This is a genomic window from Pseudomonas sp. DSV-1 (assembly GCF_035830915.1).
Lineage (GTDB): Bacteria > Pseudomonadota > Gammaproteobacteria > Pseudomonadales > Pseudomonadaceae > Aquipseudomonas.
Genome location: NZ_JAYMYG010000001.1, coordinates 4,071,834 through 4,095,562, shown reverse-complemented (window position 1 = coordinate 4,095,562; position 23,729 = coordinate 4,071,834). Strand labels below are relative to the sequence as shown.

Annotated in this window: 23 protein-coding genes; 15 read left to right on the top strand and 8 right to left on the bottom strand. The window is 58.2% G+C overall.

The window, feature by feature from the left end; genetic code table 11:
* Window positions 1–8: 8 nt before the first annotated feature.
* From VSQ83_RS19165 to VSQ83_RS19155, 3 genes are read left to right on the top strand one after another with little or no spacing between them, the layout of a single operon-like run.
* On the top strand, window positions 9–2,195 hold the full coding sequence (locus tag VSQ83_RS19165) for an FUSC family protein (RefSeq protein ID WP_133076314.1): 2,187 nt from the start codon (window positions 9–11) through the stop codon (window positions 2,193–2,195).
* On the top strand, window positions 2,185–2,385 hold the full coding sequence (locus VSQ83_RS19160) for a DUF1656 domain-containing protein (protein ID WP_016781859.1): 201 nt from the start codon (window positions 2,185–2,187) through the stop codon (window positions 2,383–2,385). The genes VSQ83_RS19165 and VSQ83_RS19160 overlap by 11 nt, the downstream gene beginning before the upstream one ends.
* Window positions 2,386–2,395: 10 nt before the next feature.
* Window positions 2,396–3,259, top strand: a complete 864-nt coding sequence (locus VSQ83_RS19155; protein ID WP_133076313.1) for an efflux RND transporter periplasmic adaptor subunit — start codon at window positions 2,396–2,398, stop codon at window positions 3,257–3,259.
* A gap of 103 nt (window positions 3,260–3,362) precedes the next feature.
* On the opposite strand, the gene VSQ83_RS19150 is transcribed toward VSQ83_RS19155, so the two are convergent.
* Both VSQ83_RS19150 and VSQ83_RS19145 read right to left on the bottom strand, forming a co-directional pair.
* On the bottom strand, window positions 3,363–3,758 hold the full coding sequence (locus VSQ83_RS19150) for a DUF4440 domain-containing protein (protein ID WP_133076312.1): 396 nt from the start codon (window positions 3,756–3,758) through the stop codon (window positions 3,363–3,365).
* Window positions 3,759–3,771: 13 nt separating this feature from the next.
* Window positions 3,772–4,995, bottom strand: a complete 1,224-nt coding sequence (locus tag VSQ83_RS19145) for an MFS transporter (protein ID WP_326427339.1) — start codon at window positions 4,993–4,995, stop codon at window positions 3,772–3,774.
* Between the two features lie 109 nt (window positions 4,996–5,104).
* Here VSQ83_RS19145 and VSQ83_RS19140 point away from each other — a divergent pair, with 109 nt between their 5' ends.
* A complete protein-coding gene (locus tag VSQ83_RS19140; protein ID WP_219261666.1) occupies window positions 5,105–5,989 on the top strand; it encodes a LysR family transcriptional regulator in 885 nt (294 codons plus the stop codon).
* Between the two features lie 31 nt (window positions 5,990–6,020).
* On the opposite strand, the gene VSQ83_RS19135 is transcribed toward VSQ83_RS19140, so the two are convergent.
* Window positions 6,021–6,845 carry an SDR family oxidoreductase gene (locus VSQ83_RS19135; RefSeq protein ID WP_133076309.1) on the bottom strand — a complete coding sequence of 275 codons (825 nt, stop codon included), beginning with the start codon at window positions 6,843–6,845 and terminating at the stop codon, window positions 6,021–6,023.
* A gap of 10 nt (window positions 6,846–6,855) precedes the next feature.
* Window positions 6,856–7,320 carry a multidrug transporter gene (locus VSQ83_RS19130; protein WP_133076308.1) on the bottom strand — a complete coding sequence of 155 codons (465 nt, stop codon included), beginning with the start codon at window positions 7,318–7,320 and terminating at the stop codon, window positions 6,856–6,858.
* Between the two features lie 209 nt (window positions 7,321–7,529).
* Between VSQ83_RS19130 and VSQ83_RS19125 the strand changes: the two genes are divergently transcribed.
* The 3 genes from VSQ83_RS19125 (at window position 7,530) to VSQ83_RS26825 (ending at window position 12,058) form a co-directional block, all read left to right on the top strand.
* Complete coding sequence (locus VSQ83_RS19125) at window positions 7,530–9,014, top strand: RHS repeat domain-containing protein (RefSeq protein ID WP_326427337.1); 1,485 nt, start codon at window positions 7,530–7,532, stop codon at window positions 9,012–9,014.
* A 32-nt stretch (window positions 9,015–9,046) separates the two neighbouring features.
* A protein-coding gene (locus VSQ83_RS19120; RefSeq protein WP_326397640.1) for an IS3 family transposase occupies window positions 9,047–10,599 on the top strand; the annotation gives its coding sequence in 2 pieces (ribosomal slippage) (window positions 9,047–9,509 and window positions 9,509–10,599; 1,554 coding nt in all).
* Window positions 10,600–10,624: 25 nt separating this feature from the next.
* Window positions 10,625–12,058 (top strand): RHS repeat domain-containing protein, encoded by a 1,434-nt coding sequence (locus VSQ83_RS26825; RefSeq protein WP_442800240.1) that lies wholly within the window; start codon window positions 10,625–10,627, stop codon window positions 12,056–12,058.
* Between the two features lie 48 nt (window positions 12,059–12,106).
* Here the strand turns inward: VSQ83_RS26825 and yaaA are convergent, their stop codons facing one another.
* On the bottom strand, window positions 12,107–12,886 hold the full coding sequence (gene yaaA, locus VSQ83_RS19110) for a peroxide stress protein YaaA (protein ID WP_326427335.1): 780 nt from the start codon (window positions 12,884–12,886) through the stop codon (window positions 12,107–12,109).
* A gap of 134 nt (window positions 12,887–13,020) precedes the next feature.
* Here yaaA and VSQ83_RS19105 point away from each other — a divergent pair, with 134 nt between their 5' ends.
* The 3 genes from VSQ83_RS19105 to VSQ83_RS19095 all read left to right on the top strand — a co-directional run bounded on the left by VSQ83_RS19105 (window position 13,021) and on the right by VSQ83_RS19095 (window position 16,933).
* Window positions 13,021–14,139, top strand: coding sequence for a polysaccharide deacetylase family protein (locus tag VSQ83_RS19105; protein WP_326427334.1), 1,119 nt, complete (start codon window positions 13,021–13,023; stop codon window positions 14,137–14,139).
* Between the two features lie 259 nt (window positions 14,140–14,398).
* Complete coding sequence (locus VSQ83_RS19100) at window positions 14,399–15,793, top strand: PhoH family protein (protein ID WP_133076304.1); 1,395 nt, start codon at window positions 14,399–14,401, stop codon at window positions 15,791–15,793.
* Window positions 15,794–16,021: 228 nt separating this feature from the next.
* Window positions 16,022–16,933, top strand: coding sequence for a LysR family transcriptional regulator (locus tag VSQ83_RS19095; RefSeq protein ID WP_219261662.1), 912 nt, complete (start codon window positions 16,022–16,024; stop codon window positions 16,931–16,933).
* On the opposite strand, the gene VSQ83_RS19090 is transcribed toward VSQ83_RS19095, so the two are convergent.
* The gene (locus tag VSQ83_RS19090; RefSeq protein ID WP_326427332.1) at window positions 16,922–17,368 is read right to left on the bottom strand and encodes a DMT family transporter; all 447 of its coding nucleotides are present in this window, start codon (window positions 17,366–17,368) and stop codon (window positions 16,922–16,924) included. The genes VSQ83_RS19095 and VSQ83_RS19090 overlap by 12 nt on opposite strands.
* 145 nt (window positions 17,369–17,513) lie before the next feature.
* Here VSQ83_RS19090 and moaC point away from each other — a divergent pair, with 145 nt between their 5' ends.
* From moaC to moaE, 3 genes are read left to right on the top strand one after another with little or no spacing between them, the layout of a single operon-like run.
* Window positions 17,514–17,987, top strand: a complete 474-nt coding sequence (gene moaC, locus VSQ83_RS19085) for a cyclic pyranopterin monophosphate synthase MoaC (protein WP_133076300.1) — start codon at window positions 17,514–17,516, stop codon at window positions 17,985–17,987.
* Window positions 17,984–18,229 (top strand): MoaD/ThiS family protein, encoded by a 246-nt coding sequence (locus VSQ83_RS19080; protein WP_326397400.1) that lies wholly within the window; start codon window positions 17,984–17,986, stop codon window positions 18,227–18,229. Before moaC ends, VSQ83_RS19080 begins: the two co-directional genes overlap by 4 nt.
* A 2-nt stretch (window positions 18,230–18,231) precedes the next feature.
* On the top strand, window positions 18,232–18,681 hold the full coding sequence (gene moaE, locus VSQ83_RS19075; RefSeq protein ID WP_326427331.1) for a molybdopterin synthase catalytic subunit MoaE: 450 nt from the start codon (window positions 18,232–18,234) through the stop codon (window positions 18,679–18,681).
* A gap of 97 nt (window positions 18,682–18,778) precedes the next feature.
* Here moaE and rhlB read toward each other — a convergent pair whose 3' ends face one another.
* Together rhlB and VSQ83_RS19065 are read right to left on the bottom strand one after the other, a co-directional pair.
* The gene (gene rhlB, locus VSQ83_RS19070; protein ID WP_219261661.1) at window positions 18,779–20,281 is read right to left on the bottom strand and encodes an ATP-dependent RNA helicase RhlB; all 1,503 of its coding nucleotides are present in this window, start codon (window positions 20,279–20,281) and stop codon (window positions 18,779–18,781) included.
* A gap of 84 nt (window positions 20,282–20,365) precedes the next feature.
* Complete coding sequence (locus VSQ83_RS19065; RefSeq protein ID WP_133076296.1) at window positions 20,366–21,022, bottom strand: alpha/beta hydrolase; 657 nt, start codon at window positions 21,020–21,022, stop codon at window positions 20,366–20,368.
* Between the two features lie 420 nt (window positions 21,023–21,442).
* Here VSQ83_RS19065 and VSQ83_RS19060 point away from each other — a divergent pair, with 420 nt between their 5' ends.
* Window positions 21,443–22,474 carry an amino acid ABC transporter substrate-binding protein gene (locus VSQ83_RS19060; RefSeq protein ID WP_133076295.1) on the top strand — a complete coding sequence of 344 codons (1,032 nt, stop codon included), beginning with the start codon at window positions 21,443–21,445 and terminating at the stop codon, window positions 22,472–22,474.
* 65 nt (window positions 22,475–22,539) lie between these two features.
* The gene (locus tag VSQ83_RS19055; protein WP_133076294.1) at window positions 22,540–23,721 is read left to right on the top strand and encodes an amino acid ABC transporter permease; all 1,182 of its coding nucleotides are present in this window, start codon (window positions 22,540–22,542) and stop codon (window positions 23,719–23,721) included.
* Window positions 23,722–23,729 lie beyond the last annotated feature (8 nt).

Sequence of the window (23,729 nt, the reverse complement as noted above, 5' to 3'; positions counted from 1 at the left end):
GCCTGTAGATGAACCACTTGCCCGCCCCGGTACGCTGGCTGTATTCCCTGGAATGGCGCCGTGGCTTTTTTGACTGGGCACGCAGTGATGGCGTGACCTGGGTGCATATTTTCAAAGTGCTGGTCGCGGCCTTCCTGACCCTGTGGCTGGCCATGCGTCTTGAGCTGCCGCAACCGCGCACGGCGATGATCACCGTGTTTATCGTGATGCAGCCGCAAAGTGGCCAGGTGTTCGCCAAAAGCTTTTACCGGTTTTTGGGCACCCTGACCGGCTCGGCAGTGATGGTCGCGCTGATCGCCTTATTTGCACAAAACACCGTGTTGTTTCTCGGTGCGATGGCGATCTGGGTAGGTATCTGCTCGGCCGGTGCAGCCCGTTGCCGCAACTTTCGCGCCTATGGTTTTGTGCTGGCCGGCTACACCGCGGCTATGGTTGGCCTGCCTGCGCTGGCGCATCCTGAAGGGGCCTTCATGGCTGCGGTGTGGCGGGTGCTCGAGATCTCGCTGGGCATCCTGTGTGCCACGGTGGTCAGCGCTGCCATTTTGCCTAAAACCGCAGGCGCGGCCATGCATGACGCGCTGTATAAGCGCTTTGGTGTGTTCGCCGGTTTCGTTGCCGAAGGCTTGCGCGGCCAGTCCTCCCAGGAGGCTTATGAAGCCAGTAATGTGCGCTTTATCGCTGAGAGCGTAGGGCTGGAAGGCATGCGCAGCGTAACGGTGTTTGAAGACCCGCACATGCGTCGTCGCAGTGGCCGCCTGAGCCGCCTGAACAGCGAGTTCATGGCCATCACCACGCGCTTCAATGCCCTGCACCAGTTGCTCGCACGTTTGCGCAGCCGTGGCGTGGTGGACGTGGTGTCGGCCATTGAGCCCGAGCTGGAAATGCTCGCTCAATTGCTCGACACCTACTCCGGTCGCTCGATGACCGATAAAGATGCGGCCTTGCTGGCCGAGCAACTGGATGTGTTCAAGGCGAGCCTGCCGGGGCACGTCCGTGCACTGCGGGTGAAGTTCCTGGAAAGTGAGCCCGGCTCATCGGACCTTCTGGACTTCAATACGGCTTACGAGCTGTTGTTCCGTTTTGTCGATGACTTGCACAACTATGCACTGACCCACGCCTCGCTGGCCGATCACACCCACGAACGGGAGCGCTGGGATCAGCCCTTTATCTCGCAAACCAACTGGTGGTCTGCCGCTGCCTCGGGGATCAGGGCCGCGTTCATTCTGGTGGTGCTCGGCACCTACTGGGTAATGACCGCCTGGCCCAGCGGCGCCACCATGACCCTGGTCGCTGCCGCCACCGTGGGCTTGTCTGCCGCCACGCCAAACCCCAAGCGCATGGCGTTTCAGATGGCTTGCGGCACCTTTATCGGGGCGCTGGTGGGTTTTGTCGAAATGTTCTTCGTACTCCCCAACATCGACGGCTTCCCGCTGCTGTGCCTGGTGCTGACGCCGGTGATTGTTTTTGGTTCGTTCCTGACTTCGCGGGCCAATTACGCCGGGGTCGGCCTGGGCCTGCTGATTTTTTTCAGCATCGGTTCGGTCCCCGACAACCTGACGATCTACAACCCGTACCAGTTCATCAATGACTACATCGCAATGGTGCTGGGCATGCTGGTCTGCGCTGCTGCGGGGGCAATTATTTTGCCGCCCAACAGCCGTTGGTTGTGGAGCCGTCTGGAGCAGGACCTGCGCGAGCAAGTGGTGTACGCCATCAGCGGCAAGTTGCGTGGCCTGAGCTCCAGCCTGGAAAGTCGTACCCGCGACCTGATGCACCAGGCCTATGGCCTGGCCGCCGGCAAACCCCAGGTACAGCGTGAACTGTTGCGCTGGATGTTTGTGGTGCTGGAAGTCGGCCACGCGATTATCGAGTTGCGTAAAGAGCAGGCGATTTTGCCGGTTCACCCGGCTTACGCCCCGGCCCAGCCGTGGCGTCAGGCCATTCGGGTGATGGGCCGGGCACTGGTCCGGCTGTTTATCGCCCCCAGCGAGAGCAACCTGGAGCGTGCGCTGATTGCCGTCGACCACGCCATTGGCCGGGTGCAATCCACCGACGAACCGTTTGCCCGCAACTTCGACACCTCGGCGCTGGTCCGGGTGCAAAGCTACCTGCACTTTATCCGTACTTCACTGCTCGACCCGCAATCGCCGCTGGCCGCCTACGCCCAGCCGCAAGGACTAGAACATGCCTCGTGAAATCGCCTTCCACGGCGTCTACATGCCCACCATGACCCTGATGTTTTTTATCGCGGCGGGGTTGGCATGGGGCTTTGACCGACTGTTTTCCGGCTACGACCTGTACCGCTTCTTCTGGCACCCGGCGCTGCTGCGTTTGAGCCTGTTTGCCTGTCTTTTTGGCGCCATGGCGCTCACTGTTTACCGTTGAGACCGATCCGATGAAAAAGTTCTTCAGCCTGCTCGCCACCTTGCTGGTTTTGGCCCTTGCGATATGGATCGGCCGAACCCTGTGGGAACATTACATGAACACCCCGTGGACCCGTGATGGACGGGTGCGGGCCGATATCATCAACGTTGCGGCCGACGTCAACGGCTATGTGGTCGGCGTGCCGGTCAAGGATAACCAGTGGGTGAAAAAGGGCGACGTGCTGCTGGAAATCGACCCCGAGCATTACCAGATCGTGGTCAGGCAGGCACAGTCCCTGGTGGCATCCCGCAAGGCGACCTGGGAAATGCGCAAGGTCAACGCCCATCGCCGGGCCGACATGGACAGTCTGGTGATCTCCCGCGAAAACCGTGACGACGCCAGCAACATCGCCGACTCGGCCCTGGCCGATTATCAGCACGCCCTGGCTCAACTGGACGCTGCGCAGCTCGATCTCAAGCGCACCAAAGTGTTGGCCACCGTCGACGGCTATGTGACTAACCTCAATGTGCATCGCGGTGACTATGCACGGGTGGGGGATCCGAAAATGGCCGTGATCGACCAGGATTCGTTCTGGGTGTATGGCTTTTTTGAAGAAACCAAGCTGCCGCACATCCGCGTGGGCGACAAAGCCGATCTGCAAATGATGAGCGGTGAAGTGTTGAAAGGCCACGTCGAGAGCATCTCCCGCGGCATCTACGACCGCGACAACCCCGAGAGCCGTGAACTGGTGGCGGACGTAAACCCTACGTTCAACTGGGTGCGCCTGGCGCAGCGGGTGCCGGTGCGCATCCACATCGATGAAATCCCGGAAGGTTTCCTGCTGGCAGCGGGTACGACGTGTACGGTGATCGTGGATCAGGGCAAGGCCGAGTAATGTGGGAGCGGGCTTGCCCGCGATGGCCACGACGCGGTTTAACTGAAACTGCGCAGTGACTGCATCGCGAGCAAGCCCGCTCCCACACGATCGAGACCGGGGTTCAAACCGCGCAAAACGTCTCGTGCAAATGCCGCCACAGTACCTTGCCGCTGGCGTCTTTTTCGAATACTACGGTGGCGCGGCGGTCGGTGCGGTTGCCGTTATGCTCTTCCTGCAGCTCGCGGTAACTGACCACTGCACCGCCCGCGTGCAGGGCAATACCCTTGAACTCGCTTAGGGTGATGTTCAGGCCCGGGCGCGCACCGCGCAGTTGTTCAAACAGTGCTTCAACGCCATCGATATCCAGCACTGTGCCGCTGGGTGCAATCATCGAAAACTGCGGCGAAAAACGTCCCAGTAGAACTGGCAACACGCCGGGCTCCAGCCCGGAAAACCAGCCTTCAATCTCGACGTGGGTTTCGGTTACAAGGTCGAAGTAGCTCGCATAATCAGTCATCAGGATCTCCAGGTCAGGGTGCGAGCAAGGCAAGCACGCGGGGTGTATCGAGGCGTAGAACGGGAATAAGCGGCACCAGCGTCAATGCGCACCCGATGGCAAAGCATAGGGCAAAGGCGTGGTGCGTCGAGGTGATCGCGGTCAATGCACCAAACAGGGCCATCATCAGCGCCGGGCCAAGCAGAAAACTCAACTGACGGTTGATATTGAAGAGTGCGCTGGCATGACCCATGTGCTCGGGCGAGATGTCGATAAATGCCGTGTTCTGCGCGGTACTGCTGCTCAGGCTGCCGCCAAATCCCATCAGTGCGTACAGCGCCATTGGCAGCCAGGTGCTGGAAGCATCGATCTGGATCAACAGGGCAATGCCCACGGCTTGTGCGCTCATGCCCAGCAGCAACAAGGGTTCGGGGCCAAGGCGGTTGAACTGGTAACGGCTCAATGTAATGCCCAGCGCCGACGCCAGCGCCCAGGGCAGCATCAGCGCACCGGTTTGCGTGGCGCTGAAACCCAGTTGGTGCAAATACAAAATACTCACCAGTTGCGTGCCGATAAAAATGCCGGGAATAAACAGGTAGGCAAGCATCGCCACTTGCAGCAACGGACCTTTGAGCAAGCGGCCCATGCCGATGGCACCCGCCCGGACACGTTGATAATCCAGAGGAGGCGGGTTTTGCAGGCGTGGTTCGGATTTTAGCCAATAACCGGCCAGCAGCAGGGTGAGCAGGGCCAGCGGCAGATTGGCGTAAAACACCCAGCGCCAGGACATCGCTTCGACCATCCAGCCCCCCAGAGCTGGCGAGAGTGCGGGCACCAGCAGGGCTACCAGCAAGATCACCGAGGTCAGGCGCGCTCGGTCACGGATCGGAAAGTGCCGATAGGCCATGGCCTGACCGACCGGTATCAGCAGTCCGCCACCGAGCCCCTGAAGCAGGCGCCAGCCAATCAGTGCCTCGATCGAAGCCGCCCGGGCCACGCACCACGACGCCACACTGAACAGCAGCAGGGAAAGTACGATCAGGCGTTTTTCCCCCACCCGCTGTGTCAGCCAGACACTGGGCACGATGATCAGGATCAGCCCGAGCATGTAGGCATTGCCGATCCACGCCAGCTGAGTGACTGAAGCCTGCAGCTCCTGGCTGATGTCCGGGTAGGCAATCGAGGCGGCGAACATGTTGACCAGGTCCAGCGCAAAGCCCAGTAGATACACCCCTGCGATTTTGTTGCGGTAGGCCATGGTAGGCTCCTTGACTGGAGGCCGCACAGTAAGCAGCTTTTGCGTGTGGAGGAACCGTCCGCTCGCTGCTAGATTGTCAAAAATATTTTGACAATAGGTGGGATGTTGCATGGTTAGCCTCGATCGATTCGACACCTTCAAAGCCGTTGTCGAGGCTGGTTCGCTGACGGCGGCCGCAGATCTGCTGGGACAAACCCGTGCTGTGGTCAGTTTCAATATCAAGCGGCTCGAGGCCGAACTGGGTGTGACCTTGCTGACGCGCAACACCCGAAGGCTGGCCCTCACCGAGGCCGGTGAGCGTTTCTATGTGCATTGCCTGAGCATGCTGCAGGCGGCCAGGCTGGCGATTGACGAAGCCCGCAGCGAACACACCCAACTCAAGGGCACCCTGCGTATCACCACCACGGTGGAGTATGCGCTGGCCAAGGTCGTGCCGGCGCTTGAGCTGTTTCGCACCGTGCACCCCGATCTCAATGTGCATTTGTCGACATCGTCGACCCACGCGGATCTTATCTCGGAGCGTTTCGATGTGGCCTTGAGACTGGGCCGGGTTCTTGATTCCAGTCATCGTGCCGTGCAGTTGAGTACGTTCGAGATTGTGCCCGTGGCGTCCCCGTCCTTTGTCGCCAGCGTGGCGCCCATCAACAGCGTGCAGGCCCTGGAGCAAACGCTGTGGCTGGAGCATGGCCGGGTAGGGGAATTGAACATTACCGAGTTGAGCAGTGGCCTGGTCAGGCCTTACCAGCCCAACCCTTCGCGGGCGCGGATCAAAGCGCAAAACTCATCGGTACTGCAGGCTTTTGCCTTGACGGGGCAGGGTGTGGCGATCTTGCCCGACTGGCTGGTCGAGGAGGACTTGCGGGCCGGGCGACTGGTGCGGCTGCTGCCCGGCTGGCAACTGACCCGCCAGGGGGTTTATGCGCTTTACCCTGACACCCGTCATCTACCGCTGAAAGTGCGGGTATTTATCGATTTCATGAAGGCCCATGCTTGAACGTGGTTTCGCTCCCACAAGTGCCTGGACATCACAACGATGCGTTCAGCCCAAAGCGCTTCATCAGGATTTTGTGCAGCAGCCTGCGGGGCACCAGTGCCGCCAGCAACGGCATGGCACGGCTGCCATTGCCGTAACGCAGCACTATCGGCGGGGAAGGTTTTTGTACGGCCTTGAGCACCGCTTGAGCGAAGTCTGTTACCGGGGTGGGGTTGTCTTGCGAGGCTTTTGCCCGGGCGCGAATACCCTCACGCACGGGCCACCAGGCGGACTGCTGGTCGATTAACTGTTCGGCCTGGGCACTGGCATTTTTGGCAAAGTGGGTGTCGATAGCGCCAGGCTGCACTTCCAGTACGCGAATGGCAAAAGGTGCCAGCTCCATGCGCAGGGCATCGCTCAATGCATGAACGGCGGCTTTTGAGGCGCAATAGGCTCCCGCAAACGGGGTCACCAGTACACCGGAGACACTGCCGATATTGACCACCAGGCCCTTGCTACGGCGTAGCGCCGCAAACAGGGCGCGGGTGACACCGACCACTGAAAACACATTGGTTTCAAACTGCTGTTGCAAGCCCTCGACGCCGCCATCGAGCAACGGACCCATGGCGCCGAAACCTGCGTTATTGATCAGTACGTCCAGCCCGCCACCGTCTCGTGTCAGGCGTTCGGCCAGCTGTGCCAGCGCCTGAGGGTCGTTCACGTCCAGCAGGACCGCGTTAAATCCCGCCGCTGCCAGTCGGGCCACATCTTCAGGCTTGCGGGCGCTGGCCCACACCTCATGACCCGCCGCCTTGAAGGCGTCGGCCAGGGCGCGACCAATACCACTGGAGCAACCGGTGATCAAAACACGCAGCATGGAAAAATCCTTAGTTGGAAAAACTGCCCTGCAGGCGTTCGGCCCGGAATTCCAGGGTTTGTGGACGATAACCGGCACGCAGGGGCGGCATCGGCAAGCAATCCTGCCAGCTTGCACCCGCCTGCAGTTCTCCGGGGCCGCGGTAGCGAGGGGCGGTATAGAGGTTGTCGGCAAGGTTGACGGTATCGCCCGGAGCATAGGCAGCAATGCGCCAGCCGAGTTCGACCAGTGGTACGTCATTGCTGTTTTTCAGGGTCAGCTGCAATGGCCGGTCTGCCGGGCATTGCGCGGGGTCATAGACGATACGCAGCTCCAGGCGTGCCAGTTGCGCATTTTCGCGGCTGTCCAGCCACGCTACCGAGGCTGCGACTACCGCAAGCCCGAACACTGCCGCCAACGAAACCGGCAAGGCCTTGGCCGGATAGCGCAGCAGCAGGACAAGCCAGGTGATGATCAGTAACACGCCGATAAGCATTGCAAGGTCTCGTTATACGACTGTGGACGCGTAGCGGATTCGCCCAGGCTCACTACCCAGTTTAGGCCCAGGTCCGGGTTTACGGACGATTTAACTCACAACCTTACCTGAGCCGGGGCAATGCCGTTAGTCGTAACTGTCATAGTTGACAGTCGCAGCGCGGCAGCCCCGAGGATTAACTGTCGATAACTTCCCGCCTGCGAGTAGTGATGATGTTGGATCAGGATCGTTATACGCCCACCCTGGCTGTTTCGGACCCGCAAGGCCGGACGGTGCGCTCGGTCGCTTATTGCAGTGCTGCCAGCAGCACGGTTGCGGAGGCGCGTGTCAGTCGAATCAAGTTCGATGCAGTGGGCAGGGCTGCGGCGCAATGGGATCCGCGGTTATGGGCGTCGCGGGCAGAGGATCCATCGACCCCGAGCAACCTTGAGAATATGTATTCCCTGTCGGGAGTGCTGTTGACCTCGCGCAGCGTGGATGCCGGTGTGCGGGTCAATCTGACCGGTGAGCTCGGGCAGGTGCTGCACAGTTGGGACGGGCGCTGGAGTCAGCAAAAGGTCGAGTACGACGAATTACTGCGTCCCACGGCTGTTTTTGAACAGGCGTTGAACAGCTCTGAATCCTGCATTGCGCGTTACGTGTACGGCGCGGCGGATGGGGCTTTTGCCGGGCGTAACCAGTATGGCCAGGTAATCCGCCTCGATAGCTCGGCAGGCACCTGTCATTTCAGTCACTTCTCAATCAAAGGGGCGTTGCTTGCACAACAACAGTATTTTTTGCGGGCGCTGGAGCCGCCGCACTGGCCAGAGCCACTGAGTGATCGCGATGAGCTGCTTGAGTCCGGGGAGGGCGCCACCACGCGGATGGTCTTCAACGCCTTGGGTGAGCTTGTGATGCAAACCGATGCCCAGGGCAACCAGCAGCAGTTTGATCACAACGTGGACGGTCAGCTGCGCCAGACCCGGTTGCGCCTCAAGGAGGCCGAGCCGAAAGTGCTGGTGCGCGATATTCATTACAACGCCCAAGGTGAGGTCACGGGTCAAACCGCTGGCAATGGTGTTGTCAGCCTGTTTGATTACGCGCCTCGAACAGGCCGGCTTTTACGTCTGTACGCCAGCCTGCCACAGCAACAACCCTTGCAGGATTTGAACTACGTCCATGACCCGGTCGGCAATATCCTGAGTATCGAGGACAAGGCCTTGGCGGTTCGTCATTTCGCCAACCAGCGCATCGAGCCGATCAACCACTACACCTACGACAGCCTTTACCAACTGGTCGAGGCCACGGGGTGGGAGGCCGGAAGTGACAACCGTGGGCCAGACCAGATTGCGGATCCTCAGGCAGTGGCCTCATACCATCAAGCCTACCGTTACGACGGGGGAGGCAATTTACTGGAACTGGTTCACAAGGGGCCGCAAAGGCATGGGCGCGTGCTGACAGCTGGAAAATACAGCAATCGGTGCCTGGCCGAACACAATGGACAGGCACCCACGCAAGACGAGATTGAGGCAGGTTTTGATCCGTGCGGCAATCTGCGATCTCTGGATAATGCGCGGGCTCTGGGGTGGAATCTGCGCAATCAGCTAAGCGAAGTCAGACCGGTTGAGCGCGAGTCGGGACTCGATGACCGCGAGCATTATATTTACGATGTCCCCCGGTGTCAGGATAGTTGTCGCCTCTCCGATTTTTCCTGAAAAAGCATATCGGGGGCGGAAAGAGACTGGTCGTGCCGTATTATTCATCTGAACGTAGAGCCGCATTGCTCAAGATGCTGCTTCCCCCGCTGAGCCTGACGATGGCCGAGGTTTCCCGGCGCGAAGGGGTCAGCGAAATGTCTTTGTCCAACTGGCGCAAACAGTTCAGATCCGAAGGGAATGTAGTGTCCGAAACCAAGCCGTCATCCCAGAACTGGTCAGCCGAAACCAAGTTCGCCATTGTCCTTGAAGCCGCCGGTTTGGCCGAAATCGACCTGGGAGAATATTGCCGCCGCAAAGGACTTTATCCCGAACAGATCGCCACCTGGCGACAGTCATTTATCAGCGGCCAAAAGTCTGAAAAGTCCCAGCAAAAAGACGACCGCGAACAAGCGCGTAAAGACAAGAAACGCATCCAGGAACTTGAGCGTGAACTGCGCCGCAAAGACAAGGCGCTGGCCGAAACCGCCGCGCTGTTGGTGCTGCGAAAAAAGCTCAACGATTACTGGGGGATCGACAGCGAGGACAACTGACCTCTTTGCCGGAACGGCAGTTGCTCGTAGCTTGGCTGGTCGAAGCAGTGGTGGCCGGAGCCCGAAAAGTCCTGGCATGCCGAGAGGTAGGGCTGTCGCTCAGAACCTTGCAACGGTGGACCGAAACGCAGGTGCTTCAAGCCGATGCCCGCACGACCACCGTGCGGCCTACGCCGCGTAATGCCTTGAGCGAGATCGAGCGGCAAGCCATCGTGACGCTGTGCAACAGCCCGGCATACGCCCATCTGCCTCCGAGCCAGATCGTTCCGCGTCTGGCTGACGAAGCACGTTATCTGGCGTCGGAGGCCACGTTTTATCGCATCTTGCGAGCGGCGGGCCAGCAACAGCATCGAGGCCGTAGCCAGCGTCCCCGGCGCTACGCAGCACCGACAACGCACGCTGCGCAAGCGCCCAACCAGGTGTGGTCGTGGGACATCACGTACTTGCCGTCGCCGATACGGGGCAAGTATTACTACCTGTATTTGATCGAGGATATTTACAGCCGCAAGGCCGTGGGCTGGGAAGTTTACGAAGAAGAAAGCGGCGAAAAAGCCGCTGCGCTGCTGCAGCGCAGCGTGATCGGCGAGCAGTGTTTATACGAGCCGCTGGTGCTGCACTCGGACAATGGAGCACCGATGAAATCGCTGACGCTGTTGAGCAAGATGTACGACCTGGGCATTACGCCGTCCCGTGGTCGGCCGCGAGTGAGCAATGACAATCCGTACTCGGAGTCACTGTTTAGAACGCTGAAATATTGCCCGCAATGGCCGCAGGCAGGCTTCGCCAGCCTGGATGCCGCACGGGTCTGGGTGAGGGATTTTATGCGCTGGTATAACAACGAGCATCGGCATAGCCGGATCCGCTTCGTCACGCCGTCAGAGCGCCATCGTGGGTTGGATCATCAGATCCTGGCTCGGCGGCATGACCTGTACGAACGAGCTCGGAAGAAAAGCCCGGAACGCTGGTCAGGTCAGACGCGTAACTGGGAGCCAATAGGGACGGTGATGCTGAACCCGGATCGGGAGCAGCAGGCCGAGAAAAGAGCGGCATAGTTGGATGGTTGACGCGACAAGTACCTTGAAAAACGCCGATGTTGACGGCTTGCGTCAGCGCAAGATCCGTTCGGTACAAACCAATGTCCGTACCGTCATCAGCGAGACTCGCTATCTGCCGGGGCTGGAAGTTCGCATCAACAACGCCACCGGCGAAACCTTGTACGTGATCAGCGCGCAGGCGGGTCGCAACAGTGTGCAGGTGTTGCACTGGAAAGACTCACCCCCCAAAGGGCTAGCCAATCGACAATATCGCTACTCTCTTGGCGATCTTCTGGGCTCTTGCACCCTTGAACTGGACAGCCAGGCCAAGGTTGTCAGTCGCGAAACCTATCATCCGTTTGGCACCACGGCGTTCAGTGAGAGAGGAGATTCGAGCGAAAGCAGCTATCGCACGTTGTGTTACTCGGGCAAGGAGCGGGATGCAACGGGGCTTTATTATTACGGGCTTCGCTATTACATGCCCTGGCTACAGCGATGGGTCAACCCTGATCCCAAGGGTTATCTGGATGGGCCTAATATCTATGCGTTTGTTGGAGGCAACCCGATAACCTTCATGGACGGTGATGGTGCCGTACGCATTGACGTCAGTAACTTGACCAAAGAGCAAAAGAAAGCGATCGACCTTGAGGGGCCGCAGGTCAAGCCTGCCTGGAAGGTACATGATGCCGGTCGGGGCGAAGTAAAACCCAGCAGCAAGACACGAGAGTTGAGTTCTGAAATGTACAACTCTTTCAAACAGGGGCATGCGACTAACCTGATCACTAAAACCCTGTTGATTGAAGGTTCGCCCAATCAATTTGTTGATTTGTGGCGATCACGCAGGGATCCGGCAGACTTTCTCCAGCAGCGTCAGTTTAAACAGGGTACGAGCGCTTATATTCAATGCCGGACCGGTAATTGCGGTGAACACTCGGAAATTGCCTTTAGCCTGCTGGCCAGCACCAAAACCGAGCAACCGGTATTTCGCGTTAATGCTCAGGGCGTTGATCATGCTTTTGTAGTGATCGGCGACCGTCGCCAGATGAGCGATGAAAAACTGGTGATTGTTGATCCGTGGCCAAACTTTCCCATGGTGCATACCGCCGATGTCGGGGAATTCAGAATAGGCAATACGGCAGAAACAGCAGGCAGGGACGCGGATCCTGCGTTTCGATTGGATGATGCAACATTGAAGGGCAACAGCGAAATGTCGTTCCCTGTGTTAGCGATCACGGGAGGTGTCAGCGATAAGCGTAGAAAACTAATCAAGGAATATGATGACAACGCCAAAGCCCGGAGCCGAACAGGCAAGTCGCCGCTCTTTGAACAGTTGTTTTCAATTGAAGATAAATATCGGGGCATGTTGTACATGAAGTCGGGCAAGGAAAAAGTATTCAATAACTTGCCTGCCAGTTATGTGAATGACCGCATGAAACATTACTCAAGTTACATGAATGTTCACTACGGTTTGCAGTGACGTCAGTGAGGCGGGTGCAGTCAGCATTGGCTGGCTGCACCGCGTCCGTCATTGTGGGGCGTGGTCGCGCAAAAACACCAACAGATCAGGCTTGGACTGTTCAGCGCTAAAGCGATAGCCCTGCTCATCGAACTGCTTGAGGTGATCCGGGTTGTTGATGCGCTCCTTGATCACAAACCGGCTCATCATGCCGCGGGCTTTTTTCGCATAAAAGCTGATGATCTTGTGCTGGCCGTTTTTCAGATCCTTGAACTCGGTATTGATGATGCGTGCGTTCAAAGCCGACTTTTTGACCGCCGAGAAATACTCGTTGGACGCCAGGTTGAGCACGACGTCATCGCCCTGTTCGGCCAGGGCCTCGTTGAGCCATTCGCTGATTTGCGTGCCCCAGAACGCGTACAAATCCTTGCCCCGGGCATTGGCCAGCCTGGTGCCCATCTCCAGGCGATACGGCATCATCAGGTCCAGCGGGCGCAGCAGGCCATACAGCCCGGAGAGCATGCGCAGATGGGTTTGCGCGTAGTCAAAATCCGCTTCGCTGAAGTCGACGGCATTGAGGCCGGTGTACACATCACCCTTGAAGGCCAGCAGTGCCTGCTTGGCATTTTCGGGGGTGAAGGCGGGAGTCCAGCTGCCGAAGCGCGCCGCATTGAGGCCCGAAAGCTTGTCGGACAAGTGCATCAGCTCGCCAATCTGTTGCGGGCTCAGTTCGCGCAATTGTTCGATCAGTTCCTGGGAGTGGTCCAGATACTGTGGCTGGGTGAAACGTGCTGTGGCGGGCGGCGTTTCGTAATCGAGGGTTTTAGCGGGTGAAATCACCATCAGCATGAGTTCGTCTCCTTTTAGCGTCGGGGGATTCTAGGGGGTTGGGCGGTTTGACTCCACCTATGACGTTGATAGAGGGCAAATACAAAATCCTGTAGCCGCTATAGTGCTGCCAGTTTTCACAGGGAGATTGACCCGTGCGCATTGCTCTTTTTTTCTCGGCCTGGCTGGTGTGCCTGGGGGCCGTTGCAGCACCCAATGAACCGGCGACGCTGGGTCGCAGCGCCTGGCCCGAGCAGTTGATCAGCCCGGCCTTGTTCGATGTGGCCTCAAGGGCCGAAATTCTTGCCTTCGCCCATGCCTTGCTGGCCAGCGAGGTGCTGGATGAAAGCGCACTCAAACAGCGCCTGGGTCTGAAAAACATCAACCAGGATGCCATCAATCATGTGCGCAAGCGGATGTGGCAGCGGCTGTTGGCCAACTACAACGTTGCCCAGCAAAGCTGTGATCAGGATGCCTCGTTTTGCTATTACGTTGACGGCATGGACAGCTTGCGCGAGCAGGCGGGCAAGTTTGCAGTGGCCGATGACTCGTTTTATGCGGCCTGGGCTGAGCCAAGCCGTGAGTTTCACCGGCGTTATCTGGATGAGCAACTGCGCAAGGCCGCGCTGTTCCCGCAAATCAGCAGTGAAATCGAGCTGTTCGGCGAGCAGGAAAGTAACGGCGTCGGGATGCATGATCGGCTGTTTGTACTGACCTTCGACAGTGGTCCCTCCCAATTGCCGGGTACCACCGACTGGTTGACCGACTACTTGCGCAAGCAGTCCCTGAGTGCGAGGTTTTTTGTGTTGGGCAACAGCCTGCAAGTACGACTGGACAAAGGCGGTGAGCGGGCGCTGCAAGCGCTGTACAAGGGTCAGTGCGTGGGTGTGCAGGGCTGGGAGTATCGCTCCCACAGTCATTGGCAAGAGTGGCAGGACTCGATTTTACGCAGCGTTGCCCTGGTCAAGCAGGTTGTGCCGCACAACTATCTGGCACAGTTTCGCCCGCCCTACGGGCAGCGGCGGGCAGATAGCGGGGCGTTTTTCCAGAGGCAGGGCTTGCAGGTGTCGCTGTGGGATATTGATGCCCAGGACATGGCGGCCAACCTGAGTGGCGAGGAGTCGGCACAGCGGGTGTTGAGTCTGATGCTGCTGTGGCGTCATGGCGTGATCAAGTTTCACGACACCCAGGACAAAATTCGTACCGCGTTGCCCTGGTTACTCAAGGCGACGGCACAGAGCGGGCTGGGTTGGGAAGACTGCGAAGTGCTGTAGAAACATGCAGTTAATATATGACTTTAGCCCTGCTTAAGGCATTCGCCAAGGCGATTCGTCACTCAAAAAAATAAAGTGTGTTATCGCTAAAAAAGCTTTTTTTTGTCACACATTTAGGAGTATTACGAAGACAGACGGCCGAAACCTGCGACACAGGTGGCGTCTTCCAAGACCCATCGGGCAGGGTATACGGCAGTCACTTCGAGGCGCAGCACTGTTGTGGTATTGCGTCGACTGGCTCCCACAAAGGTGACCGAGTATGGATGATCACGGACGCACTCCTTCTTCCAACCAGCCAATCCTTTATGTACTCGATACCAATGTTCTGATTCACGATCCAAACGCACTGCTTAACTTCGAGGAACACCACGTCGCGATCCCGATGACGGTGCTCGAAGAACTCGACAAGCTCAAGACCGGCAAGTTACTGGTGGCAGCCGAGTGCCGTCAGGCCATCCGTTTGATTGACCAGTTGTTGGGGGTTGCCAGCCCTGAGGATGTCGAAAAGGGTGTGCCGATCCAGCGAGGCAAAGGCGCACCCAAGGGCTTTCTGTCGATCATGATGAGCAAGCGCCGGGAACCCAACGCGCTGTTGCCTGAAAACCTCAACGACAACATCATCATCAACCAGTTGATTGACCTGCACGCCCGTGAGCCGAAGTTGCGCGTGGTGCTGGTCACCAAAGACATCAACATGCGCCTCAAGGCCCGGGCTTGCGGGATCGAGTCCGAGGATTACAGCACCGACCAACTGGTTGACGACGTGTCGATGTTGTCGCGCGGTTATCACACCATGACCGGCTCTTTCTGGGACCGGGTCAACAAAGTCGAAACCCGTCAGGGGCATGGCCGTACCTGGCATCAGGTGCAGATGAACGAAAACCTGCCGGCGGTGCATATCAATGAATTCATCATCGATGAGCAGGGCTTTGTCGGCTGGATCAAAGAGGTGCGCAAGGACCAGTTGCTGATTCTGGACATGCATCAGGAGCCGTTGCTGCATCAGGAAGCCTGGGGTTTGAAACCACGGGATATTTACCAGGGGCTGGCGCTGTTTGCCTTGCTTGACCCGGATATTCATCTGGTCAACCTGTCGGGTGCGGCGGGTTCGGGCAAGACCATCCTGGCGCTGGCGGCGGCGATTGAACAAACCATGGTCAGCAAGCGCTACCGGCGGATTATCTGTACCCGCAGCGTGCAGGGCCTGGATCAGGAAATCGGCTTTTTGCCAGGCACCGAAGCCGAGAAAATGGAACCTTGGCTGGGGGCCATTACCGACAACCTCGAAGCTCTGCACATGGATGACGAAAACACCCACGGCAGCGTCGACTACATCCTGAGTAAAGTGCCGTTGCAGTTCAAATCCCTGAACTACATTCGCGGTCGCAGCTTCCAGCAAAGCCTGATTTTGATCGATGAGTGTCAAAACCTGACACCGCACCAGATGAAAACCATCATCACCCGTGCGGGCGCCGGTTCCAAAGTGGTGTGCCTGGGCAACCTGGCACAGATCGATACACCGTACCTGTCAGCCACCAGTTCGGGGCTGACCTACCTGACGGAGCGTTTCAAAGACTTCCCCAACGGCGTGCACATCGCGCTGCAAGGGGTGCCACGTTCGATTCTGGCCGAATACGCCGAATCTCATTTGTAACCGTTTGAAGGTGGGAGCGGGCTTGCTCGCGATGAAAGTGGCCGGTGTTTCAGATTGCACCGCGCCGTCTTCATCGCGAGCAAGCCCGCTCCCACCGTTGTTTTGGCTACATGTCTGGTAACCCGGTTTGTAAGGTAAGCTGGCGGAGGTTGCGCGCCGGGCCCTTGGGTCTTGTTGAATCTGGTAATGCAGCGCTGCCCTGGAGTTGACCAAGACAGGAGCGTCGGGGTGTTACTGCGCAATATTGATTTGAATCTGCTGGTGGTGCTCGATGCGCTGCTCACGGAAAAACACGTGACCCGCACCGGTGTCCGTTTGCACCTGAGTCAGCCAGCCATCAGTCATTCGCTGAGCAAACTCAGGGTGTTGCTCGATGATCCGTTGTTGATTCGTCAGGGCAACGACGTGGTGCTGAGCGCGTTGGCGCAAAATCTTCAGGCACCGCTCAAGGCGATCCTTGGGCAGATCGAAGCGCTGCTCGGCCAGTCCATCGATTTTGTGCCGGCCGACTCACAGCGCACCTTTCGCGTGGCGATGTCCGATTACGGCGCCGCTATTGTGTTGCCCAAATTGCTGGTGCAATTGCGGGCCAAGGCCCCTGATACCTCGCTTGTGGTGGTCCAGGACAGCCGCCTGGGCATGCTGGAGCAGATCGAACAAGGCAAGATCGACCTGGCCCTGGGGGTTTTTGCGGGGTTGCCGGCGGATGTTTCCAGCGATGTGCTGTTTGAAGAAACCTTCACGTGCCTGCTCGATCGTCGCTCGCTTGCGGACAATGCCGTGCTCGATCTGGAGAGTTATCTGGCTCGCCCGCACCTGTTGGTGTCGACGGATGGCAACACACAGGGCGAGGTCGACAACGTATTGCGCGCCCAGGGCCTGCATCGACGGGTTGCGGTCAACGTCCCTCATTGGGGCGCGGCGCCAGGGATGATTGCCGACACTGACCTGATTCTCACGGTGGCCACTCGTACGCTGGACAACCTGTCATATGGCGACACCCTGATAGCGCGGGCGCCGCCCATGACGGTGGCGCCGTTCAACTATGTGCAGGTCTGGCATCAACGTTTCAATGAAGACCCGGCCCATCGCTGGCTGCGAGATCTGATCAGGCAGGTGAGCCCGTCCTCAGCCCCGTGATGCAATGAAAAACCCTGCCAGCACCACGCTGACCCCGAGCAGTTTTTGCAGGCCAGGTGTGTTTTTAGGCAAGCCCAGCAGTCCGAAATAATCGATGAGCAGTGAAATGATCAGCTGGCTCACTACCACTGCCATGATGAAATTCAGCGCACCCAGTCGCGGTACGGTGATCAGAGCCACCGTGATGTAAAACACCCCGGCCAGCCCGCCCAGCCAGATCCACCAGGGACCGGTGATCAAGGCCTCGAGGTTGGGCCGTGGCACTTTGACGATCAGCATCACCAGCGCAATCGCGATACCACTCACCAGCAATGAGATCACGGTGGCCCAAAAGGGATGCCCCAGCATCAGGCCCAGTCGTGCGTTGCTGCCTGCCTGCAGGGGCACCGCAGCACCGGCCAGCAGGCTCAGGGTAATGGCTATAAAAAGTGGCATAAGGGCTTCTCCAGAGTTTCAACCGTTGTACGGCGAATGGTCGTGGGCGGCCAATTCGATGTTCTGATGCGCGGTATTCGCGGGGTCGATGGCCTTCCACTGAAACTCGGGTTTACAATCGAGTCTCCTGTCTGGAGTACCCCCTGTGCTGACACACTTAGATTCCCAAGGCCGCGCCAACATGGTCGATGTCACCGATAAAGCAGTGACTTCCCGTGAGGCCGTGGCACAAGCGGTGGTGCGCATGCGCCCTGAAACCCTGGAAATGATCGTCAGTGGTGGTCACCCCAAGGGTGATGTGTTCGCGGTGGCGCGCATTGCCGGGATACAGGCGGCGAAGAAAACCTCGGATTTGATCCCGCTGTGCCACCCCCTGATGCTCACCAGCGTCAAGGTTGAACTCAGCGCCCGTGGCAGCGATGCCGTTTTGATCGTGGCGCGTTGCAAATTGTCCGGGCAGACCGGTGTCGAGATGGAAGCCCTGACTGCCGCCAGCGTTGCGGCACTGACGATCTATGACATGTGCAAGGCCGTGGATCGCGGCATGACCATCGAAAACGTGGGTGTGCTGGAAAAGCTCGGCGGCAAGAGCGGGCACTTTCAGGCTGACCTGTCATGAAGCTCAACGTGGTGTTTTTTGCCCGCTACCGTGAAGCCCTGGGGCTGGATGGCGAATCAGTGGAAGGTGAATTCACCTCCATCGACGCGTTGCGCGCGCACCTGACGCAACGCGGGGGTGCCTGGCAGGTATTGGCTGAGTCCAACCTGATGTGTGCGCGCAACGAGGAGCTGTGCAAGCTGGATGAAGGGGTGGCAGATGGCGATGAAGTCGCGTTCTTTCCGCCTGTGACCGGAGGCTGAACATGGCGATTCGGGTGCAAGCGGCAGCCTTTGACCCGGGCGCCGAAGTCAACGCGTTGCACGCGGCCAATATGGGCGTGGGGGCGGTGGTGAGTTTTGTCGGTTATGTGCGCGACTTCAATGACGGGCGTGACGTGGCGGGGATGTTTCTGGAGCACTATCCGGGGATGACTGAAAAGGCGCTGACCAACATCATGAATGAGGCCGGGCAGCGTTGGCCCTTGCTCAGGCTTGAAGTGCTGCACCGGGTGGGAGCGCTGGAGCCGGGTGAGCCCATTGTGTTTGTAGGTGTGGCGAGTGCCCATCGCCAGGCGGCATTTGATGCCTGTGCATTTGTGATGGACTACCTGAAGACCCGTGCCCCGTTCTGGAAAAAAGAACAGACCAATGACGGCCCGCGCTGGGTTGAAGGGCGGGCCAGCGATGAAGCGGCGGCGGATCGCTGGAAGTAGTCGCTGCCGAAGGCTGCGAAGGGTTGCGTAGCAACCCGTTTCTTGAAGACCCCAGGATCTCCATCGCAGCCTTCGGCAGCGACTACAATTGCGCTACCTAGGCGATTGACGCCGGATCGTGGGGCTTGCGCACGGCCCGTACAACAGGGCGCAGCAGTTCGGTCGGTGGTGTTTCGCAGCTGATTTTGCGGCCCAGCAAGGCTTCGATCGACGGCAGTTGATACGAGTCGTCCTCACCGGCAAAGCTGATGGAAACGCCGCTGGCGCCTGCACGGCCAGTACGACCAATGCGGTGTACGTAGTCGTCGGGCATTTCGGGCAGGGTGAAGTTGATCACATGGCTGATGCCGTCAATGTGAATCCCGCGTCCTGCCACGTCGGTGGCCACCAGTACGCGAATCTTGCCTTCGCGAAAGCCTTCGAGGGTCTTGATACGTTTGTGCTGCGGCACGTCACCCGACAGTTGGGCGGCGTTGATGCCATCACGCACCAGGCGTTCCTCAATGCGGCGTACTTCGTCCTTGCGGTTGGCGAAGACGATGACCCGCTCCCAGCCATTGTCGTTCACCAGATTGAACAACAGTTTGTACTTGTCGGCACCGGCAACGGCATACACGTGCTGCTCAACCATGTCGCTGGCGACATTGACCGCCTCGATTTCGACGATGGCAGGGTCGGTGGTCCATTGCTTGGCCAGGTTCATCACGTCCTCGGTAAAGGTCGCAGAGAACAGCAGCGTCTGGCGCTCGGCTTTCGGCGGCGTTTGACGAATGATCTGACGTACTTGCGGGATGAAGCCCATATCCAGCATGCGGTCGGCTTCGTCGAGCACCATCACCTCGACCATGTCCAGATGCACTTCGCCGCGCTGGTTGAAGTCCAGCAGGCGGCCCGGCGTGGCGACCAGGATGTCGCAATGACGCGCTTCAAGCTGCTTGAGCTGCTTGTCGAAGTCCATACCGCCCACGAACGTCATGACGTTGAGGTCGGTGTATTTGGTCAGGTCGGCGGCGTCCTTGGCGATTTGCACCACCAGCTCGCGGGTCGGCGCGATGATCAGTGCGCGCGGCTCGCCCATGTAACGTTCTTTGGGCGGCGGGGTCTGGGTCAGCTGGCTGATGATCGAGATCAGGAATGCAGCGGTTTTACCCGTACCGGTCTGGGCGCGGCCAATGGCGTCGCGACCGCTCAGGGTATAGCCCAGCACTTCAGCCTGGATCGGCGTGCAGTACGGAAAGCCCAGGTCTTGAATGGCGTGCATCAGCTCGGGGGTGAGCTTGAAATCGTGGAACCGGACTTTGCCTTCTTGTGGCTCGACCGCAAAATCTTCGAGTTTCCATGGAATGACCGGTGGCTTGGGCGCTACTTCACGCCGTGGTTTTGCAGCTTTTGGTTTTTCGAGGCGTGGTTGTTCAGCAGCAGGTTGTGCGTCAGGAGTGCTCACCGGCGCAGCGGCTGGAACAGGAGCAGGAGCAGCACGGCCAGACTGTTGCGCGTCGGTTCGCGGGCCGGGGTTGCTCACAGGTGCGATGGATGCTGGCGCGAGCGGCTCAGCCTCGCTTTTACCGAATATTTTTTTGAGTGCTTTGAGCACGGTCATCTCATCAGTTGGTTAAGGAGTGTACGCCGGGCAGTGTAATGCAAGTCGGGTGCTCGGCGTAGTGAACGACAGGATGTTTCGGTTTTAGCCCAGGCGTTTCGCCAGCCAGGTACCGATGTCGCGAATTTCTTCGGGTAACACTTCATGGCCCATTGGGTATTCCTGCCATGTAACCGCCACACCTGCGGCTTTTAAGCGCTCATAAGCCGTACGGCCCATAGCGTTTTGGACTACTTCGTCGTACTGCCCATGCAAGCAGAGCGCCGGGATGCGTTGCTGGCTGGCTGACAATGGCAGGGTTTCGCTGAAGGTCGGGGCATAAGTGGAGAGGGCAAGTACGCCACCCAATGGTCCCTGCCATTTCAGGTAGGCGGTGTGCAAGACCACGGCGCCGCCTTGGGAGAAACCGGCCAGAAAAATCCGGTTGGAGTCGATACCGCTCTGGCGCTGGGCCTCGATCAGTTGAATGACCATGTCGGCCGACTCTTCCAGCTCTTCTTCGCTGATGGAACGGGCAGGGCTCATGGCCTTGATGTCGTACCAGCTCGGCATGGCATAACCGCCATTAATGGTCACCGCGCGGGTCGGTGCCTGTGGCAATACGAAGCGTGTGGTCAGCAACGACTGTTGCAGTATTTCGGCCACCGGCATGAAGTCATAGCGGTCGGCACCCAGACCGTGGAGCCAGATAACACAGGCGTCTGCGGTCTTTTGGGGTTGGATGACAAGAGGTTGGGTCATGACTGCTCCATCGTTGTGCATGTGCGCAAACCGGGTGCGCTACAAATGTGCTTGATCGGTTAAAAGTTACAGAAAATGTCGCTTGCTTGAACGTTTTTTCCTGCATTACCTACTGAACTTACTTAAGCAGCAGGAGTGGTACGCGCTTTGCTTTGTGGACAGGGACGTGAATGCGCTCACCTTCGGCGGTAACACTAACAGGCTACTGCCGGTGGGGGGACAGCAAAAATCCCGAGGTTGAAGTTAGACAAGGAATTCAACAGCTCAAGTGAGCGCTTCAGTTTGACGGTTCGTGCGATGCACCCATCGCTCAAGACTTATGCCGCTTGACCCAATAAAAAGCCAACACGGGTCAACAGTGCCTCACAAGGGGGCGGCGGGTCTTGTTCAAACACAACAAAAGCATCACTGGAGGTTTGAATGAAGCAGTTGAAATCCACCCTGGCTCTGGCCACCGCAGCCATCGTGTTACTCAGTGCCAGTGGTTTTGCCCACGCAGGCGCAACCCTGGACAGCGTTAAAAAGAAAGGGTTTGTGCAATGTGGTGTCAGTGACGGATTGCCGGGTTTCTCGGTGCCGGATGCCACTGGCAAGATTCAGGGTATTGATGCAGACATTTGCCGAGCAGTGGCCGCCGCTGTATTTGGCGATGCAACCAAGGTCAAGTTCAGCCAGTTGAACGCCAAGGAGCGTTTCACCGCGCTGCAATCGGGCGAAGTGGACGTGCTGTCGCGCAACACCACCTGGACCAGCTCCCGTGATGCGGGTATGGGCATGGTGTTCGCAGGCGTGACTTATTACGACGGCATCGGTTTTTTGGTCAACAAAAAGCTGGGGGTTAAAAGTGCCAAGGAGCTGGACGGTGCAACCATCTGTATCCAGGCCGGTACCACCACCGAGTTGAACGTGTCGGATTACTTCCGCGGTAACAACCTCAAATACACCCCAATCACTTTCGATACCTCCGATGAAAGCGCCAAGTCGCTGGAAAGCGGCCGTTGCGACGTGTTGACCTCCGACAAGTCGCAGTTGTACGCACAGCGCAGCAAACTGGCGAACCCGAGCGACTACGTCGTATTGCCTGAAACCATCTCCAAGGAGCCGCTGGGCCCTGTCGTGCGCAAGGGCGACGAAGACTGGTTCAGCATTGTGAAGTGGACTCTGTTCGCCATGCTCAATGCTGAAGAGGCGGGCATCACCTCCAAAAACGTCCTGGCTGAAGCCAAGTCGACCAAAAACCCTGATGTGGCCCGTTTGCTGGGTGCTGACGGCGAATATGGCAAAGACCTGAAACTGCCAAAAGACTGGGTAGTACAGATTGTCAGCCAGGTCGGTAACTACGGCGAAGTCTTCGAGAAAAACCTCGGCAAAAATACCCCTTTGGCCATCGACCGCGGGCTGAACGCTCTGTGGAATAACGGCGGCATTCAATACGCACCACCTGTGCGCTGATAGCCCTTTCACCCGGCAGGCCAACTGCCGGGTGATGTTGTCTGATCCATTTTTAGGGGCACTTCATGCAAATTAAAGTCGGCGCACCCAAGCCAAGGCTCAGCCTCGGCGATCCACGTGTGCGTGCGTGGTTATTTCAGCTCATCACCGTTGCGCTGGTGGTGTTCATGGGCTGGTATCTGTTCAACAACACCCAGACCAACCTGCAGCATCGCGGCATTACTTCGGGTTTTGACTTTCTGGAACGCAGTGCCGGTTTTGGCATTGCGCAGCATTTGATCGATTACACCGAGTCCGACAGTTATGCCCGGGTTTTTCTGATCGGTTTGCTGAACACATTGCTGGTGTCGGTCATCGGTATTGTCCTGGCGACGGTTCTGGGCTTTATCATCGGTGTCGCGCGCCTGTCGTCGAACTGGATGATCAGCAAGCTGGCCACGGTGTATGTCGAGATCTTCCGCAATATCCCGCCTCTGCTGCAAATCCTCTTCTGGTACTTCGCGGTCTTTCTGACCATGCCGGGGCCACGCAACAGCCACAACTTTGCCGACACCTTTTATATGAGCAGCCGCGGCCTGAACATGCCTGCAGCTGTTGGTACCGAGGCCTTCTGGCCCTTTGTGGGCAGTGTGGTGCTGGCGATTGCAGCCGTGGTGCTGATGGTTCGCCGGGCCAACAAGCGCTTCGAAGAGACCGGCGTACCGTTTCACAAGTTCTGGGTCGGGCTGGCTCTGATGCTGGTGATTCCGGGCTTGAGCATTGTGTTGTTCGGCACTCCGGTGCACTGGGAAATGCCAGAGCTCAAGGGTTTCAACTTTGTTGGCGGCTGGGTGCTGATTCCGGAGCTGCTGGCGCTGACCATTGCATTGACGGTGTACACCGCGGCTTTCATTGCTGAAATCGTACGTTCGGGGATCAAGTCGGTCAGCCATGGCCAGACCGAGGCTGCCCGCTCGCTGGGTCTGCGTCCGGGGCCAACACTGCGCAAGGTGATTATTCCGCAAGCACTGCGGGTGATTATTCCGCCACTGACCAGCCAATACCTGAACCTGGTGAAAAACTCGTCGCTGGCGGCGGGCATCGGTTATCCGGAAATGGTTTCACTGTTTGCAGGCACGGTGCTTAACCAGACCGGGCAAGCGATTGAAGTCATTGCCATCACCATGAGCGTGTACCTGGCCATCAGTATCAGCATTTCGCTGCTGATGAATTGGTACAACACGCGTATTGCGCTGATCGAGCGATGAGGACGGGA

Excerpts from the sequence above, each read along its gene's own strand:
- VSQ83_RS19125 (WP_326427337.1), top strand. The coding sequence starts at position 7,530 with ATGATGTTGGATCAGGATCGTTATACGCCCACCCTGGCTGTTTCGGAC.
- VSQ83_RS19135 (WP_133076309.1), bottom strand. The coding sequence starts at position 6,845 with ATGCTGCGTGTTTTGATCACCGGTTGCTCCAGTGGTATTGGTCGCGCC.
- VSQ83_RS19140 (WP_219261666.1), top strand. The coding sequence starts at position 5,105 with ATGGTTAGCCTCGATCGATTCGACACCTTCAAAGCCGTTGTCGAGGCT.
- VSQ83_RS19060 (WP_133076295.1), top strand. The coding sequence starts at position 21,443 with ATGAAGCAGTTGAAATCCACCCTGGCTCTGGCCACCGCAGCCATCGTG.
- VSQ83_RS19165 (WP_133076314.1), top strand. The coding sequence starts at position 9 with ATGAACCACTTGCCCGCCCCGGTACGCTGGCTGTATTCCCTGGAATGG.
- VSQ83_RS19155 (WP_133076313.1), top strand. The coding sequence starts at position 2,396 with ATGAAAAAGTTCTTCAGCCTGCTCGCCACCTTGCTGGTTTTGGCCCTT.
- VSQ83_RS19080 (WP_326397400.1), top strand. The coding sequence starts at position 17,984 with ATGAAGCTCAACGTGGTGTTTTTTGCCCGCTACCGTGAAGCCCTGGGG.
- VSQ83_RS19145 (WP_326427339.1), bottom strand. The coding sequence starts at position 4,995 with ATGGCCTACCGCAACAAAATCGCAGGGGTGTATCTACTGGGCTTTGCG.
- moaE (WP_326427331.1), top strand. The coding sequence starts at position 18,232 with ATGGCGATTCGGGTGCAAGCGGCAGCCTTTGACCCGGGCGCCGAAGTC.
- yaaA (WP_326427335.1), bottom strand. The coding sequence starts at position 12,886 with ATGCTGATGGTGATTTCACCCGCTAAAACCCTCGATTACGAAACGCCG.
- VSQ83_RS19130 (WP_133076308.1), bottom strand. The coding sequence starts at position 7,320 with ATGCTTATCGGCGTGTTACTGATCATCACCTGGCTTGTCCTGCTGCTG.
- VSQ83_RS19100 (WP_133076304.1), top strand. The coding sequence starts at position 14,399 with ATGGATGATCACGGACGCACTCCTTCTTCCAACCAGCCAATCCTTTAT.
- VSQ83_RS19065 (WP_133076296.1), bottom strand. The coding sequence starts at position 21,022 with ATGACCCAACCTCTTGTCATCCAACCCCAAAAGACCGCAGACGCCTGT.
- VSQ83_RS19150 (WP_133076312.1), bottom strand. The coding sequence starts at position 3,758 with ATGACTGATTATGCGAGCTACTTCGACCTTGTAACCGAAACCCACGTC.
- rhlB (WP_219261661.1), bottom strand. The coding sequence starts at position 20,281 with ATGACCGTGCTCAAAGCACTCAAAAAAATATTCGGTAAAAGCGAGGCT.
- VSQ83_RS19160 (WP_016781859.1), top strand. The coding sequence starts at position 2,185 with ATGCCTCGTGAAATCGCCTTCCACGGCGTCTACATGCCCACCATGACC.
- VSQ83_RS19055 (WP_133076294.1), top strand. The coding sequence starts at position 22,540 with ATGCAAATTAAAGTCGGCGCACCCAAGCCAAGGCTCAGCCTCGGCGAT.
- VSQ83_RS19090 (WP_326427332.1), bottom strand. The coding sequence starts at position 17,368 with ATGCCACTTTTTATAGCCATTACCCTGAGCCTGCTGGCCGGTGCTGCG.